Raw genomic sequence first — 15236 nt, 5'->3', positions numbered from 1 at the left:
TTATTGCAAAGTATGTTGCTCGATGAACTCCAGCGGCTGCAAACCTTCGCGGCTGACCAGGCGATTCAACTCCACCCGCGGCAGTCGCACAGCCAGCAGGCTGCTGCCTTCATCGTCGTGCTCTTCGCTCTGCACCGCACCCAGTTCAAAGAACTGCGCGCGCAGCCGGGCAAAACGCTGCTCAAGGCGCAAGGTACCGACAAACAGGTCATCCCCCAGCAATTCGGCGACCGCCTGCCCCACCAGCTCCAGCCCCCGACCATCGCGGGCCGAGACCCAGACCCGTTGCGGCTTGCCATCGGCATCGCGCTGAATCTGCGGCTCGACGCCTTCAAGCAGGTCGAGTTTGTTATAGACCTCGAGGATCGGCAAGCCTTCTGCACCGATCTCTCCCAGTACCGCCATGACCTGCTCGATCTGCGCCATGCGCTCAGGCTCATGGGCGTCGATCACGTGCAGCAGCAGGTCGGAGTTGCTCGACTCTTCGAGCGTAGCCCGAAATGCCTCGACCAGCTTGTGCGGCAGGTGACGAATGAAGCCCACGGTGTCGGCCAGCACGATCGGCCCGAGGTCGTCGAGCTCGAGCCGGCGCAAGGTCGGGTCGAGGGTCGCAAACAACTGGTCGGCAGCGTAGACCTCGGACTGGGTCAGGGCGTTGAACAACGTGGATTTGCCGGCGTTGGTGTAGCCGACCAGGGAAACCGAAGGGATATCCGCCCGTTTACGGCCACGACGAGCCTGCTCACGCTGGCTGCGGACCTTCTCCAGGCGCGCCTTGATCTGGCGCAGGCGTACCCGCAGCAGGCGGCGGTCGGTTTCCAGTTGGGTTTCACCCGGGCCGCGCAGGCCGATACCGCCTTTTTGCCGCTCAAGGTGAGTCCAGCCACGTACCAGCCGCGTGCTCATGTGCTCGAGCTGGGCCAGTTCGACCTGCAGCTTGCCTTCATGGGTACGCGCCCGCTGGGCGAAGATATCGAGAATCAGACCGGTGCGGTCAAGCACGCGACACTCGAAGACTCGTTCGAGGTTACGTTCCTGACTGGGGGTGAGGGTGTGATTGAAAATCACCAAATCTACCTGTTCGGCGTTGACCAGGTCGCGCAATTCTTCGACCTTGCCGCTGCCAATCAGGTATTTGGCGGTGGGCTGATGTCGCGCCACATTGGCGAACGCGACAATATCGGCCCCAGCCGACAGTGCCAGCTCCTGAAACTCCTGCGGATCTTCGCGCGCCTCAGGGTTCTGACCTTCCAAGTGAACGAGGACTGCCCGCTCACCACCACCGTGGCGCTCAAAGAACAAAGCAGACTCCTATCAGGCGTTACCTGGCTCAGCGTCGCCTTGCTCGGATTCGGTTGCGCTAGGCAGACGGATCGGACGCACAGGGACAACTGTCGAGATGGCGTGTTTGTAAACCATCTGGCTGACGGTGTTCTTCAGCAGAATCACGAACTGGTCGAAGGATTCGATCGTGCCTTGCAGCTTGATGCCGTTAACCAGATAGATCGAAACCCCAACTTTTTCTTTTCTCAAAGTATTCAAGTAAGGGTCTTGTAGCGAATGCCCTTTTGACATATGCCGCACTCCTGTAAGGATCAATAGTAAAAAAATCAAAGAAAAACTGATGGCTCAAGCCGCCCCACCCCAAGGATAGACGGCAATTGCAAGGACTCAGCTCAATATGGAGACCGATCCAAGGTATTTCAAGGTGCGAGACAGATTGTCGCAGTCCAGGCTGTCCAGCCAGTGCAGGTCAGCCCAACTACGCAACCAGGTGAACTGCCGCTTCGCCAGTTGGCGAGTGGCAATAATGCCGCGCTCCTGCATTTCAACTGAAGTCAACTTGCCATCAAGGTGATCCCAGACCTGGCGATAACCAACCGCCCGTATAGACGGCAGCCCCGCGTGCAAGTCACTTCTGGCTCGCAGCAATCGGACCTCGTCAACGAAGCCCTGTTCCAGCATTTGCCCGAATCGTAGCGCAATCCGCTCGTGCAGTATGTGCCGATCGGTTGGCGCAATGGCCAGGCTGGCGACAGTATAGGGCAATTGTCCCGCTGCGGACGCGCCTGCGGCGCTACTTTGCGCGGATTGACGCTGACGATGTTCGGTCATCGTCAGGCCGCTGACCCGGTAGACCTCCAGCGCGCGGATCAGCCGCTGCGGGTCATTGGGATGAATACGCGCCGCCGACTCCGGGTCGACCGCCGCCAGTTGCTGGTGCAGGGCGTGCAAACCCAGGCGCTGAACCTGCTCTTCGAGCTCGGCACGCACGTGCGGGTCGGCCGCCGGCATGTCCGCCAGGCCTTCGAGCAATGCCTTGTAATAAAGCATGGTGCCGCCGACCAGCAGCGGAATCTTGCCGCGCGCGGTGATCTCGGCCATGGCCTCCAGGGCATCACGACGAAAATCGGCGGCCGAATAGCTTTCGGCCGGGTCGAGGATGTCGATCAGCCGGTGCGGATGGGCGGCGAGGATCTCTTTCGACGGCTTGGCGCTGCCGATGTCCATGCCACGGTAGACCAGCGCCGAATCGACACTGATCAGCTCGCACGGCAACACCTTGGTCAGTTCGATGGCAAGGTCGGTCTTGCCCGCCGCAGTCGGGCCCATCAGGAATATCGCGGGGGGTTTGCCGCTCATGTCATCGACCGCGCAAGAACAGTTTGTCCAGATCGTCCAGGCCCATCTGGGTCCAGGTCGGCCGGCCATGGTTGCATTGACCGCTACGCTCGGTGTTTTCCATATCGCGCAACAGGCCGTTCATTTCAGCGATGGCCAGGCGCCGGTTGGCGCGGATGGCGCCGTGGCAGGCCATGGTTCCGAGCAGTTCGTTCAGGTGTGCCTGAATGCGGTCGCTGGTGCCGTACTCCATCAGGTCGGCCAGTACGTCCTGGACCAGGCGATTGGCCTCGGCCTGCTTGAGCAGCGCCGGAATCTGCCGGATCGCCAGGCTTTCCGGGCCCAGGCGCTGCAACTCGAAGCCCAGGCGCTGGAACCACTCGGCGTGCTCTTCGGCGCAATCGGCTTCGCGCTGGCTCAAGGCCAGGGATTCGGGCACCAGCAGCGGCTGGCCGCTGAGGCCTTCGCTGGCCATGGCCACCTTGAGGCGCTCGTACATGATCCGCTCATGGGCGGCATGCATGTCCACCAGCACCAGGCCGACGGCGTTTTCAGCCAGGATATAGATGCCCTTGAGCTGGGCCAGGGCATAGCCCAGCGGCGGGATGTCGCCCTGGCCTTCGGGCAAGGCTGGCGGTGCTGCCTCGGCCAGCGGCGCGAAAAATTCCCGGTACACACCCTGGGCCTCGGCCGCAGGCAATGCCTGGGTCGGCCTTGGCGTGTACTGGTATTGATAACCGGCGCCACTGCCATTGCTGCCCACGGACGGGCGCAGGCCCGGTTCAGCGGGCGGCTGCTCCAGCAGATTGGCGGCCAGGCGCATCTCGCCCTGGGGGCCGAATTCACCGGCCTGGATACCGCTCGGGCGGACGATCTCGCTGCTGGCAGCGGGCGCGGCCAGTTGGTCTTCCGGGCGTACATCGGCCAGGGCGCGGTGCAGGGTGCCGTACAGAAAGTCATGGACCATGCGCCCGTCACGAAAGCGTACTTCGTGCTTGGTCGGGTGCACGTTGACGTCGACACCGGTAGGGTCGACCTCGAAAAACAGCACGAAAGTCGGGTGCCGGCCGTTGAACAGCACATCACGGTAGGCTTGGCGCACGGCGTGGGCGACCAGCTTGTCGCGCACCGCGCGGCCGTTGACGAAGAAGTACTGCAGATCAGCCTGGCTGCGCGAGAACGTCGGCAACCCGACCCAGCCCCACAGGTGCAGGCCGTTGCGCTCGACCTCGATCGGCAGTGCCTGCTCGAGGAAACCCGGGCCGCAGATCGCCGCGACACGGCGAGCGCGCGCGGTATCGTCATGGGCTTCATGCAGGCTGAGGATGCTCTTGCCGTTGTGGCGCAGGTGAAAACCCACATCGAAACGCGCCAGCGCCAGGCGGCGGATCACTTCCTGCAGGTGATCGAATTCGGTTTTCTCGGTCTTGAGGAACTTGCGCCGGGCCGGGGTATTGAAGAACAGGTCGCGCACTTCCACCGAAGTGCCGACCGGATGCGCCGCCGGCTGCACCCGCGGGGCCATGTCGCGGCCTTCGGTTTCCACCTGCCAGGCCTGTTCGGCGTCGCGGGTACGCGAGGTCAGGGTCAGGCGCGCCACCGAGCTGATCGACGCCAGCGCTTCACCGCGAAAACCCAGGCTCATGACCCGTTCGAGGTCTTCCAGGTCGCGGATCTTGCTGGTGGCGTGGCGGGCAAGGGCCAGCGGCAGGTCGTCAGCGGCGATACCACCACCGTCGTCGCGAACGCGCAGCAGCTTGACGCCGCCCTGCTCGACTTCGACGTCGATGCGCTTGGCACCGGAATCGAGGCTGTTTTCCAGCAGTTCCTTGATCACCGAGGCCGGGCGTTCGACCACCTCACCGGCGGCAATCTGGTTGGCCAGCCGCGGGCTGAGCAGCTCGATCCGGGCACTGCTGCTCATTGCTGGGCCGCCAGTGCCGTGGTCGGGATATTCAGGTGCTGGCCGACTTTCAGTTCATCGGTCTTCAGGCTGTTGGCGCTGCGCAGGCTGGCGACGCTGACCTGATAACGCACGGCGATCATCGCCAGGGTCTCGCCTGGGCGCACCGAATGCTCGCGCGGGCCCTGGGCGATCTTGCCGCTGTCACGCAACCAGGCCACATAGGTGCCCGGCGGCGGGTTCTGCTGAAAGAACTGGCGTACGCCACTGTGAATCGAACGCGCCAGCGACTGCTGGTGGCTTGGGGTGGCCAGCTTGGCCGCCTCGTTGGCGTTGGAGATAAAGCCGGTTTCCACCAGGATCGACGGGATGTCCGGCGATTTCAGCACCATGAACCCGGCCTGCTCGACGCGCTGCTTGTGCAGCGGGGTGATGCGGCCCATGTTGCCCAAAACCTTCTGGCCGACGTTGAGGCTGGAGCTCAACGAAGCGGTCATCGACAGGTCAAGCAGCACCCCGGCAAGCATGCGGTCCTTGTCATCCAGGCTGACGTTACCGGCGCCACCGATCAGGTCGGAACGGTTTTCGCTATCGGCCAGCCAGCGTGCGGTTTCCGAGGTAGCGCCGCGATCGGACAGGGCGAACACCGAAGCACCGAACGCGGCCTTGGACGGCGCGGCGTCGGCGTGGATCGAGATGAACAGGTCAGCGCCCTTCTTGCGGGCAATCTCGGTGCGTTTGCGCAGCGGGATGAAGTAATCGCCGGTACGGGTCAGCTCGGCGCGAAAGCCCTTCTCGGTGTTGATCTGGCGCTGCAACTCCTTGGCGATGGCCAGGACGATGTCTTTTTCATGCTGGCCGCGCGAACCGGAGGCACCCGGGTCTTCACCGCCGTGACCGGCGTCGATGGCGATGACGATGTCACGTTTGCCATTGGGCACCGGGGTCAGCTTGATCGCCGGTTGCGCCGGCGTGACCGGTACCGCAGGGGTGGTTGCCACCGGCGGTGTGGGCGGTGGCGGCGCGGCATCGGCTTCCTGGTCGAACAGGTCGACTACCAGGCGGTTACCGTACTGGGCATTGGGCGCCAGGGTGAAGCTCTTGGGCGTCACCGACTTTTTCAGGTCGACCACCACGCGCAGGTCGGTCGGCGTACGCTGGGCCGAGCGCACGCTGGTAATCGGGGTATTGGAGGTGGACACCGACAACGGCGCAGCCAGGGTCGCGCCATTGATGTCGATCACCAGGCGGTCCGGGGCGGTCAAGGTAAACACGCTGTGCTGCACAGGGCCCGAGAGGTCGAAGACCAGCCGTGTGTTATCGGGCGCTCGCCATAAACGCACACTTTTGACTTGCGTGACGGCCAGAGCGTTAACGGTCACTACCGTAAGCAGCAGTCCTACGACAGAAACCAGTGCGCGAATGCGCATACCTATCCCCATTTTCTATTTGAATTCCAAGGCCAGAGCGGCACACCAAGCTTCGCCACGTGCCCCCTGCGGCGACAGGTTGAGCGAACGACCGCCCGCCTGGGTGCTTATGGTAATGGTCAGGTCGGGCTTTGGCAAAATGCCTGCCCCTTTTTGCGGCCACTCGAACAGGCACAAGGCGTCACCTTCGAAATAATCGCGGATGCCCATGAATTCAAGCTCCTCCGGATCGACCAGGCGATAAAGGTCGAAGTGGAAGGCACGAACATCACCAATCTCGTAAGGTTCAACCACAGTAAAGGTAGGACTTTTTACCGCACCTTGGTGCCCAAGGCCGCGAATAATGCCCCGCGACAGGGTGGTCTTGCCGGCCCCCAAGTCCCCTTCAAGAAAAATCACGCCATGGCCTTTGGTCACTTCGGCAATACGCTTGCCCAAATTCACCATGGCCTCTTCATCGGCCAAAAACAGGGTTATGCCAGACACGCTGAATGCTCCTCCAATAACTGACGAATTGCCGGGACCATGTCGCTGGCGGCTAGGCCACGGCCCTGCGCGCCCAGGCGCTCGCCAGCGCAGGCATGCAGCCAGACGCCCAGGCAGGCCGCGTCCCAGGCTGACATGCCCTGGGCCAGCAAAGCGCCGAGCACGCCGCTGAGCACATCGCCCAGACCGGCGCCGGCCATGACCGGATGACCGCGCGAGCATAGCGCCAACTGCCCGGCTGGATCGGCGACCAGGGTGCCGGCGCCTTTGAGCACGCATACGACCGCGTATTTGCGTGCGAGTTTGCGCGCCGCCCCGGGCCGGTCGGCCTGTACCGCTTCGGTCGATACACCGAGCAGGCGCGCAGCCTCGCCCGGGTGCGGGGTAATGATGCTGCCCTTGGGCAGCGGCAAGGGTTGGCGCGCCAGCAGGTTGAGGGCATCGGCGTCCCACACTTGAGGCAGTGGGCTGCTGGCCACCGCCGACAACAGGCTGCGCCCCCAGGCCGCCTGGCCCAGGCCTGGACCTGCCACCAGCACCGAGGCCCGCTCGATCGGCGCCATCAGCTGGTTGGCCGAATGCACGCCCAGGCTCATCACCTCGGGCAGGCGGGCCATGGCCGCAGGCACATGCTCAGGCCGGCTGACCAGCGATACCAGGCCGGCGCCGCAGCGCAACGCCGCTTCGGCGCTGAGCAGCACCGCGCCGCCAGTGCCGCGATCACCACCCACCACCAGCACATGGCCGAAGTCGCCCTTATGGGCGTCAGCAGGACGTGGCGCCAAGGGCGCAAGGGTGACGCTGGTGAGCCGATGGGGCTCGTTTGCGGGGTGTTTGGTCTGAGGCATGGGTCAAAGGCTCTGATGTCTGGCAGAATTATACGCACCTGAGTCCGTATTGCCTTATTCCCATGTCTGCTTCTGCCCCCGATCTACCTGCGCTGGCCCAATCGATCAAGGATTGGGGCCGAGAGCTCGGTTTTGCCCATGTCGGCATCACCGGGGTGGACCTGGGCGAGCATGAAAAACATCTGGAACGCTGGCTCGAGGCGGGCTACCACGGCGAAATGGACTACATGGGCGCCCACGGCAGCAAGCGCTCGCACCCGGATGAGCTAGTGCCCGGCACCTTGCGCGTGGTGTCGCTGCGCATGGACTACCTGCCGGGCGACACGCGCATGGCCCAGCAGCTGGCGCAACCAGAAAAAGCCTACATCTCCCGCTACGCCTTGGGCCGCGACTACCACAAGCTGGTGCGCAAACGCGTACAGCACCTGGCCGAGCGCATCCAGAAGGATATCGGCCCGTTCGGCTTCCGGGCCTTTGTCGACAGCGCACCGGTGCTGGAAAAGGCCATTGCCGAGCAGGCTGGCCTGGGCTGGATCGGCAAGAACACCCTGCTGCTCAACCGCAAGGCCGGCAGTTACTTCTTTCTTGCCGAGCTGTTTGTCGACATGCCGCTGCCGGTCGACCCGCCGCAGGCCAGCGAACACTGCGGCCGCTGCAGCGCCTGCCTGGACATCTGCCCGACCCAGGCCTTTGTCGGCCCCTATGTGCTGGATGCCCGGCGCTGTATCTCGTATCTGACCATCGAGCTGAAAAGTGCAATTCCTGAAGATCTGCGACCGTTGATCGGCAATCGGGTATTCGGTTGCGATGACTGCCAGATCGTCTGCCCATGGAACCGCTTCGCCCGACCGAGCGGCGAAAGCGACTTCAAGCCCCGGCACAACCTCGACAGCGCCGGGCTTGCCGAGCTGTTCATGTGGGATGAACAGACCTTCCTCGACAGCACTGAAGGCTCGCCGCTGCGCCGTGCCGGCTATGAGCGCTGGTTGCGCAACCTGGCGGTGGGGCTTGGCAATGCGCCGTCGACCATCCAGGTACTGGAGGCGCTCAAGGCGCGGCAGGATTTTCCGTCGGAGCTGGTGCGTGAGCATGTGCAGTGGGCGCTGGCGCAGCACGCCATGAAAGCAGCGGCAAGCGCCAAGCCACAAGCGTCAAGCTGATCGCCTCGACTTGCAGCTTGTGGCTTGCCACTTGCCGCTTAAGCCTTCAATGCTCGTCGTTGTAATGAAACTTGGGCATTTCCCAGTGGAAGCGAATCGCCAGCAGGCGTAGCAGGAAGCCGCCGAACAGGGTCAGCAGAATCGCCTGCTCGCCTGGCACATTGAAGTACACGCAGCCCAGGTAAAACCAGGCCGCGGCGAACGACACACTGGCATACAGCTCCCGACGGAAGATCAGCGGAATATCGTTACAGAAGATATCCCGGAGGATCCCGCCGAACACCCCGGTGATTACCCCGCTGATCGACGCCACCAGCATGCCCTGGCCCATTTCCAGCGCGGTCATGCAGCCGATCAGGGTGAAGGCTACCAGCCCCAGGGCATCAAGCACCAGGAACAGCGAGCGCAAGTGGCGCATCAAAGGCGCGATAAAGATCGTCATCAACGCCGCAAAGCTGGTCAGCACCAGGTATTCCGGGTGCTTGACCCAGGTCAGCGGGTAATGCCCCAGCAGCACGTCGCGCACCGAACCACCGCCCAGGGCGGTGATGCAGGCGATCAGCACCACGCCGAACCAGTCCATGCCGCGGCGCCCGGCAGACAGCGCGCCTGTCATGGCTTCGGCAGTGATAGCAATGAGGTAGAGCATCAACAACATGGCGCAGATCCGTGCAAAGGGGCGCGCAGTCTAACCAGTTGCCACAGGCACCAAAAGGGGGCGCCGCGCGGATTGTCTGTACAAGCCGGCGGCGTTGCGATCAGAACTTGATGAAGTGCTGGCGATAGTGGCGCAGTTCGTTGATCGACTCGCGGATATCGTCCAGCGCCAGGTGGGTGCCGCCCTTCTTGAAGCTGTCGCGCACTTCAGGGGCCCAGCGTGCTGCCAGCTCCTTGAGGGTCGAGACGTCGAGGTTGCGGTAGTGGAAGTAGTTTTCCAGGCTGCGCATGTGGCGATAGAGGAAGCGGCGGTCCTGGCAGATACTGTTGCCGCAGATCGGCGACTTGCCCTTTGGCACCCACTGTTCCAGGAAGGCGATGGTCTGCGCCTCGGCTTCGGCCATGCTGACGCGGCTGTCCTTTACCCGCTGGGTCAGCCCGGAGGCGCCGTGAGTGCGGGTGTTCCACTCGTCCATGCGCGCCAGCACCTCGTCACTGTGGTGAATGGCGATCACCGGGCCTTCGGCCAGGGTATTGAGGTCGCTGTCGGTGACGATGGTGGCCATTTCGATAATGACGTCTTGATCCGGATCCAGACCGGTCATTTCCAGGTCGATCCAGATCAGGTTCTGTGGGTTCTGCATGATTCTGCTCCTCGGTAGGTGCGCAGTTTAGCCTAGTGGAGCGTGCTAAACTCCCCGCGGTTAAATATTGCCTCCCGAACACGGAACCTTCATGGCCAAACGCCAGCTCAATCGACGCCAGAACTGGCGCATCGAAAAAATCCAGGGTGAACGCGCTGCCCGCGCCGCCAAACGCGAACAACAGACCCTGAAGGAGCTCGAAGGCGGTGACCTCGGCCCGGAGCAAATGGGCCTGGTCATCGCTCACTTTGGCGTGCAGGTCGAAGTCGAAGCCCAGGACGGCGACGTTGCCGGCCAGGTGTTCCGTTGCCACCTGCGGGCCAACCTGCCGGCGCTGGTCACCGGCGACAAGGTAGTCTGGCGCGCCGGCAACCAGGGCATTGGCGTGATTGTCGCGCAGATGCCGCGCCATACCGAGCTGTGCCGCCCGGACAGCCGTGGCCAGCTCAAACCGGTAGCGGCCAACGTCGACCTGATCGTGATCGTCTTCGCCCCGGCGCCAGAACCCCATGCCAACCTGATCGACCGCTACCTGGTCGCGGCCGAGCATGCCGGCATCCGCCCCTTGCTGCTGCTGAACAAGGCCGACCTGATCGACGAGCAGAACGCTCCGGCGCTCAATGCATTGCTGGCAGTGTACCGCCAGCTTGGCTACCCGTTGCTGGAAGTGTCGGCGCACCACGGCAACGGCATGGAGCAACTGCAGGCCCAGCTTGACGGCCATATCAGCGTGTTCGTCGGTCAGTCCGGGGTTGGCAAGTCGTCGCTGGTCAACAGCCTGCTGCCCGAGGTTCAGACCCGCGTCGGCGATCTGTCGGAATGGTCCGGCCAGGGTACTCACACCACCACCACCGCCCGTCTTTACCACTTCCCCGGTGGTGGCGAACTGATCGACTCCCCGGGCATCCGCGAATTTGGCCTGGGCCACGTCAGCCGCGCCGATGTCGAAGCCGGCTTTATCGAGTTCACCGACCTGCTCGGCACCTGCCGCTTTCGCGACTGCAAGCACGACCGCGAGCCGGGTTGTGCACTGCTCAAGGCCCTCGAAGACGGCCGCGTGCAGCAGCAACGGATGAACAGCTACCGCTCGATCATCGCCAGCCTGCCGCAAGACACTTACTGAAACATCTGAGGCCCGGAAACGGGCCTCAAACGGTTCAAAGTAGGACGCATCTGTAGGATTTATTACCCAGCAAAGCAGGAAGCATCTGCTTTGCTGGTCGTACCTTGCTGTGCGAAAGACTTTCGCTGATTGTCACCTTTCAAGATTCGCCGCCATGAAGCGAATCGCCCCCATGCCCTGCGTATGAAAGGAATCAACCATGACAATTCAGCCTTTACGCATCAATGCCACTCCCTCCAGCGTGGGAGGGCACTTCTGATGCCAGTCTTTATCAGCTATCGCCACAGCGAACGCCTGGACGCCTTCATCATCAATGAGCGGCTCAAGCTTGAAGGCATCAATACCCAGCTGGACCTGTTCGACAGCGAGGCCCAGCAGACCACCGACGACATCAGCGGAATCATCCGCCGCAACATCAGCCAGTGCACCCACCTGATTGCCGTGCTCGCACCGGAAACCGCCGAGGCCTGGTGGGTGCCCTTCCAGCTTGGCGCCGCCACTCTGGTCAATCGCCGGGTAGCCTTTTACCAGTGCGGCGAGGCCACGCTGCCGGGGTATCTGGAGAAGTGGCCAACCATGACCAACCGCGAACACATCGACCTCTACGTGCGCGCCTACCATGACGAGCAAACCTTCAAGCGCTCGATCGACAGCGAAGCCTGCGAGGCCAATGCCACCAACCGCTCCAACGCCGACTTCTTCCATGCCGACCTCAAGGCCAAGATCCGCCGCGGCTTTTAGCCTGTAGCGCCAAGCAAAACGCCCGTGGGCATCGCTGCGCACGGGCGTTTTTTTTCAGCTAGCAGGCTTACTGCTTGTTTTCGTCCATCTTCAATACACCGTCTTCGAAGATGTTCAGCTTCTGGCGCAACTCCCGTGGCTGCATCGGCTCGGGCTCGGCCGCCGGGGCTGGCTCCGGGGTCGCCCCTGGAGCCGGCGCTGCGGCGCCTGGCTGGCCGGCTTCGGGGGCGGCAGGCTGGGTCTGTTCGCCTTCGATGGTGCGCTGGGCCTTCTTGGTCAGGACGATGATGTCGATCCGACGGTTGACCGGGTTGAGCGGGTTTTGCCGGTCGAACAGCGACGACGAGGCATAGCCAACCACCCGCGCCACCTGGGTATCCGGGTAGCCACCGGCGACCAGCGCGCGGCGTGCGGCATTGGCGCGGTTGGCCGACAGTTCCCAGTTGCCGAAGTCGCCGGTGCCGGCGTATGGCTTGGCATCGGTATGGCCACTGATGCTGATCTTGTTCGGCACCGCCTTGATGGTGTCGGCCATGGCCAGCAGGATGTCCTCGAAGTACGGCTGCAGGCGCGCGCTGCCAAGGTCGAACATTGGCCGGTTCTCGGCATCCATGATCTGGATGCGCAGCCCGTCCTGGGTGATCTCAAAGAGGATCTGGTCCTTGAACTTCTGCAGTTGCGGGTTCTCTTCAACCTTGTTCTGCAGCTCCTGCAGGAGCAACTCGAGGCGCTCGCGCTCAACCTGCTCGGCCATGTTCTCGACCGTATTCTGGTCGATCGGGATGCTGGACTCAGGCGTTGGCTCGGACTTTTCTTCCGGGTTGATGGTTTTTTCCGGGGCGAGCTGGGGCGAACCGCCCAGGTCGATGATGTACGGCGTGCCGCTTTCGGAAAAGCCGATCGGGTCCTTGAAGTAGCCGGCAATGGCGATCTTCTGTTCCGGTGTGGCCGTCGACAACAGCCACAGCACCAGGAAGAACGCCATCATCGCCGTAGCGAAGTCGGCGAAGGCAATCTTCCAGGCGCCACCGTGGTGGCCGTCGCCAAAGCGCTTGATGCGCTTGACGATAATGGGCTGATTGTTCTCCATGGCTTAGCGACCGCGAACTGCTTGTTCCAGCTCGGCGAAGCTCGGGCGGTGGGCCGGGAACAGCACCTTGCGCCCGAATTCCACGGCCAGCGATGGCGGCATGCCCGAGGCCGAAGCCACCAGCGAGGCCTTGATCGCCTCGTAGACGTTCAGCTCTTCCTTGGCGTCATGGCGCAGCGAGGTGGCCAGCGGGCCGAAGAAGCCGTAGGCGGCGAGAATACCGAAGAAGGTACCGACCAGCGCCGCACCGACGTGCAGGCCGATCGACTTCTGGTCGCCATCGCCCAGCGAGGCCATGGTCACCACGATACCCAGTACCGCGGCAACGATACCGAAGCCGGGCATGCCGTCGGCGATGCCGGTCACGGCATGGGACGGGTGCTCGAGCTCTTCCTTCATGCTCAGCAGTTCCATGTCGAACAGGCCCTCAAGCTCGTGCGGGGCCATGTTGCCGGTGGACATGATGCGCAGGTAGTCACAGATGAACGCAGTCATGCGTTCATCACCCAGTACCGCCGGGTACTTGGCGAAAATCGGGCTGGCAGCGGCGTCTTCGATATCGGCTTCGATCGCCATCATGCCTTCGCGACGGGATTTGTTGAGAATCTCGTAGACCAGGCCCAGCACCTCGATATAGAAGGTGTGGGTAAAGCGCGTGCCGAACATCTTCAGCGACTTCTTGATTACATGCATGGTCATGTAACCAGGGTTGGCCTGGAGGAACGCACCGAAAGCAGCACCACCGATGATCAGCACTTCGAAAGGCTGGATCAGGGCCGCAATCTTGCCGTGGGAAAGTACATATCCGCCGAGCACACTCGCGAATACGACGATGATGCCGATAATTTTAGCCATAGATAGAAAGCACTTACTGTCGTGGTCAGGGTCGTGAGCGGAAGTTAAAAAAACTCTTCTTCTACTTATCGGCAGAACTGCGCCAGACTATAGTCAGTCAAGGCGAAAAGCCAGTTCGGCCTACCTCCAGCATGCCTATTGAAACCATCGTGCCAAGTCAAACACCAAAAACACTCGATGCCTGGGTCAAGCTCCTCGATAGCGTGCGCCTGCCGGTTCCGCTGGCCAGCTACGAACGGGTCAAAGCCGCCATTGGCGACAGCCGCCGCTCGTTGCGCGACATCGCCGAACTGATGCAGGACAGCCCGGCGCTGGTGCTCAGCGTCATGCGCGAGGCCAACCACCACAGCAATACCGGCCTGGGCGAACCGGCCGAGAGCCTGGAGATCGCCCTCAACCGCCTGGGGCTGGCGCGTACCGCAGAACTGCTGGAGCGCCTGCCGGCGCTGCCCGAAGCCGAAATTGCCCCGACCCTGCGTCAGCTGCAGCTGGTCAGCCAGCACGCCAGCCAGCAGGCCAACGGCCTGTTCGCCAGCCGCCTGGCGCGGCTGTGGCAGGAAATCCATTGGGGCAGCCTGCTGTTTCTGTCACCGCTGTGGCCCCTGGCGCTGACTCACCCCAAGCTCCTCGATGAGTGGGAGCTGCGTGTGGTGCACAAAGGCGAATCGGCACTGCGGGTGGAACAGGAGCTGTTCGGCGTGCGGGTCATGAGCCTGTGCAAGGCCCTGGCCGAACACTGGCGCCTGCCAGACTGGGTAACGCGCGGTTACCATTTACTTCAGGAGGAGCGCCGGCTACTGGCCCAGGCGATCCTCATCGCCCGTGACCAGGACAGCCTGCACCAGCAGCAGCGCCTGGACGATCAACCAAGCCTGCGCCGCTGGTTCAACCAGCCGGCCAATACCGTGCTGCTGGCCAACGGCCTGGCCCTGGCCTCGCAGGTTGGCTGGACCAATGCCCATGTGCAGCGCTGGCAACTGCTCACCAGCCTTTACCTGCAAACGCCGCTGGATGATGTCCAGCAACTGGTGCACCAACAAGCGGCAATCAGCGCCCGTCATCACGCCTGCCCTGGCCTGTTCCACCCGGCCGAGGCGCTGCTCTGGCCCTGGCACCAGCAACGCCTGCATCAAGGCCAGATCGCCCCGCCGACACCATCGGCCCAGGCCCTGGGTACCTGGCGCAAGCTATGCGGCGAGCTGTTGGCCGAGCCCAGCCCGTTCAGCAATGCCATCCACCTGACAACGTTGGCCCGCGACGCGCTGGTCGCCTGCGGCATGCAGCGGGTGATGCTGCTGATGACCGACAAGACCCTGAGCCAGCTGCGCGTCCACCAGATTGCCGGCCTGCCGGCGGAAGCCGCCAGCCTGGTGCTGCCGATTGAACAAAGCAAACTGCTGCAACGGTTGCTGAGCAAAGCGGCGCAACTGCGCCTGACCCCGGAAAACCACGCGCAGTTCTCAGCCCTGCTGCCGCCCAGCCTGCGCGCCCTGTTTCGCAGCGAACACGTGCTGCTGCGCTCGCTGTCGAGCAATGGGCGGGTGGTGATGCTGCTGGTCGCCGACCAGGGCGGCAAGCCGTTGGCGGACGTCAGCGTGCAAGCCTTCGGCAAAACCGCGCAATGCATCGAGCGGGCCCTGACCGCCTTCAGCAACCGCAGCGCCTGAGCCATGCGCT

The 15236-nt window shown here is 63.0% G+C and carries 15 protein-coding genes; 4 read left to right on the top strand and 11 right to left on the bottom strand.

Annotation, left to right across the window (positions count from 1 at the left end):
- The 7 genes from hflX to LOY54_RS02435 all read right to left on the bottom strand — a co-directional run bounded on the left by hflX (position 1) and on the right by LOY54_RS02435 (position 7289).
- Positions 1-1302, bottom strand: coding sequence for a ribosome rescue GTPase HflX (hflX, locus tag LOY54_RS02465; protein WP_010221595.1), 1302 nt, complete (start codon positions 1300-1302; stop codon positions 1-3).
- Positions 1303-1314: 12 nt separating this feature from the next.
- Entirely contained in the window at positions 1315-1575 is a 261-nt protein-coding gene (hfq, locus tag LOY54_RS02460) for an RNA chaperone Hfq (protein ID WP_010221594.1), read from the bottom strand.
- A gap of 96 nt (positions 1576-1671) precedes the next feature.
- Positions 1672-2643 carry a tRNA (adenosine(37)-N6)-dimethylallyltransferase MiaA gene (gene miaA, locus LOY54_RS02455; protein ID WP_045193736.1) on the bottom strand — a complete coding sequence of 324 codons (972 nt, stop codon included), beginning with the start codon at positions 2641-2643 and terminating at the stop codon, positions 1672-1674.
- Between the two features lies 1 nt (position 2644).
- Positions 2645-4546, bottom strand: coding sequence for a DNA mismatch repair endonuclease MutL (gene mutL / locus LOY54_RS02450; protein ID WP_045193737.1), 1902 nt, complete (start codon positions 4544-4546; stop codon positions 2645-2647).
- Positions 4543-5967: an N-acetylmuramoyl-L-alanine amidase gene (locus LOY54_RS02445; protein WP_213602626.1), complete on the bottom strand. Its 1425-nt coding sequence runs from the start codon at positions 5965-5967 to the stop codon at positions 4543-4545. The genes mutL and LOY54_RS02445 overlap by 4 nt, the downstream gene beginning before the upstream one ends.
- A 3-nt stretch (positions 5968-5970) precedes the next feature.
- Complete coding sequence (gene tsaE, locus LOY54_RS02440) at positions 5971-6441, bottom strand: tRNA (adenosine(37)-N6)-threonylcarbamoyltransferase complex ATPase subunit type 1 TsaE (protein WP_258609116.1); 471 nt, start codon at positions 6439-6441, stop codon at positions 5971-5973.
- The gene (locus tag LOY54_RS02435) at positions 6429-7289 is read right to left on the bottom strand and encodes an NAD(P)H-hydrate dehydratase (RefSeq protein ID WP_258609108.1); all 861 of its coding nucleotides are present in this window, start codon (positions 7287-7289) and stop codon (positions 6429-6431) included. The genes tsaE and LOY54_RS02435 overlap by 13 nt, the downstream gene beginning before the upstream one ends.
- Positions 7290-7351: 62 nt before the next feature.
- On the opposite strand from LOY54_RS02435, the gene queG reads away from it, so the two are divergent.
- The gene (gene queG / locus LOY54_RS02430; protein WP_258609106.1) at positions 7352-8449 is read left to right on the top strand and encodes a tRNA epoxyqueuosine(34) reductase QueG; all 1098 of its coding nucleotides are present in this window, start codon (positions 7352-7354) and stop codon (positions 8447-8449) included.
- 46 nt (positions 8450-8495) lie between these two features.
- Here queG and LOY54_RS02425 read toward each other — a convergent pair whose 3' ends face one another.
- A complete protein-coding gene (locus LOY54_RS02425; RefSeq protein ID WP_038997454.1) occupies positions 8496-9107 on the bottom strand; it encodes a trimeric intracellular cation channel family protein in 612 nt (203 codons plus the stop codon).
- A 100-nt stretch (positions 9108-9207) separates the two neighbouring features.
- A complete protein-coding gene (orn, locus tag LOY54_RS02420; RefSeq protein ID WP_045193742.1) occupies positions 9208-9750 on the bottom strand; it encodes an oligoribonuclease in 543 nt (180 codons plus the stop codon).
- 91 nt (positions 9751-9841) lie between these two features.
- On the opposite strand from orn, the gene rsgA reads away from it, so the two are divergent.
- Positions 9842-10873: a small ribosomal subunit biogenesis GTPase RsgA gene (rsgA, locus tag LOY54_RS02415; protein WP_093376733.1), complete on the top strand. Its 1032-nt coding sequence runs from the start codon at positions 9842-9844 to the stop codon at positions 10871-10873.
- A gap of 258 nt (positions 10874-11131) precedes the next feature.
- Complete coding sequence (locus tag LOY54_RS02410) at positions 11132-11614, top strand: TIR domain-containing protein (protein ID WP_045193744.1); 483 nt, start codon at positions 11132-11134, stop codon at positions 11612-11614.
- A 67-nt stretch (positions 11615-11681) separates the two neighbouring features.
- On the opposite strand, the gene motB is transcribed toward LOY54_RS02410, so the two are convergent.
- Positions 11682-12704, bottom strand: coding sequence for a flagellar motor protein MotB (gene motB / locus LOY54_RS02405; RefSeq protein WP_258609104.1), 1023 nt, complete (start codon positions 12702-12704; stop codon positions 11682-11684).
- A gap of 3 nt (positions 12705-12707) precedes the next feature.
- Positions 12708-13559 (bottom strand): flagellar motor stator protein MotA, encoded by an 852-nt coding sequence (motA, locus tag LOY54_RS02400; RefSeq protein ID WP_038997459.1) that lies wholly within the window; start codon positions 13557-13559, stop codon positions 12708-12710.
- A gap of 131 nt (positions 13560-13690) precedes the next feature.
- Here motA and LOY54_RS02395 point away from each other — a divergent pair, with 131 nt between their 5' ends.
- The gene (locus LOY54_RS02395) at positions 13691-15226 is read left to right on the top strand and encodes an HDOD domain-containing protein (protein ID WP_258609102.1); all 1536 of its coding nucleotides are present in this window, start codon (positions 13691-13693) and stop codon (positions 15224-15226) included.
- Positions 15227-15236 lie beyond the last annotated feature (10 nt).

It is taken from the genome of Pseudomonas sp. B21-032 (genome assembly GCF_024748965.1).
Lineage (GTDB): Bacteria > Pseudomonadota > Gammaproteobacteria > Pseudomonadales > Pseudomonadaceae > Aquipseudomonas.
This window is presented reverse-complemented; position numbering and strand designations above follow the sequence as displayed.

Bases quoted from the DNA above. Each gene is read 5' to 3' on its own strand.
- hfq (WP_010221594.1), bottom strand. From the start codon at position 1,575: ATGTCAAAAGGGCATTCGCTACAAGACCCTTACTTGAATACTTTGAGA.
- miaA (WP_045193736.1), bottom strand. From the start codon at position 2,643: ATGAGCGGCAAACCCCCCGCGATATTCCTGATGGGCCCGACTGCGGCG.
- mutL (WP_045193737.1), bottom strand. From the start codon at position 4,546: ATGAGCAGCAGTGCCCGGATCGAGCTGCTCAGCCCGCGGCTGGCCAAC.
- LOY54_RS02445 (WP_213602626.1), bottom strand. From the start codon at position 5,967: ATGGGGATAGGTATGCGCATTCGCGCACTGGTTTCTGTCGTAGGACTG.
- LOY54_RS02435 (WP_258609108.1), bottom strand. From the start codon at position 7,289: ATGCCTCAGACCAAACACCCCGCAAACGAGCCCCATCGGCTCACCAGC.
- queG (WP_258609106.1), top strand. From the start codon at position 7,352: ATGTCTGCTTCTGCCCCCGATCTACCTGCGCTGGCCCAATCGATCAAG.
- LOY54_RS02425 (WP_038997454.1), bottom strand. From the start codon at position 9,107: ATGTTGTTGATGCTCTACCTCATTGCTATCACTGCCGAAGCCATGACA.
- orn (WP_045193742.1), bottom strand. From the start codon at position 9,750: ATGCAGAACCCACAGAACCTGATCTGGATCGACCTGGAAATGACCGGT.
- rsgA (WP_093376733.1), top strand. From the start codon at position 9,842: ATGGCCAAACGCCAGCTCAATCGACGCCAGAACTGGCGCATCGAAAAA.
- LOY54_RS02410 (WP_045193744.1), top strand. From the start codon at position 11,132: ATGCCAGTCTTTATCAGCTATCGCCACAGCGAACGCCTGGACGCCTTC.
- motB (WP_258609104.1), bottom strand. From the start codon at position 12,704: ATGGAGAACAATCAGCCCATTATCGTCAAGCGCATCAAGCGCTTTGGC.
- motA (WP_038997459.1), bottom strand. From the start codon at position 13,559: ATGGCTAAAATTATCGGCATCATCGTCGTATTCGCGAGTGTGCTCGGC.
- LOY54_RS02395 (WP_258609102.1), top strand. From the start codon at position 13,691: ATGCCTATTGAAACCATCGTGCCAAGTCAAACACCAAAAACACTCGAT.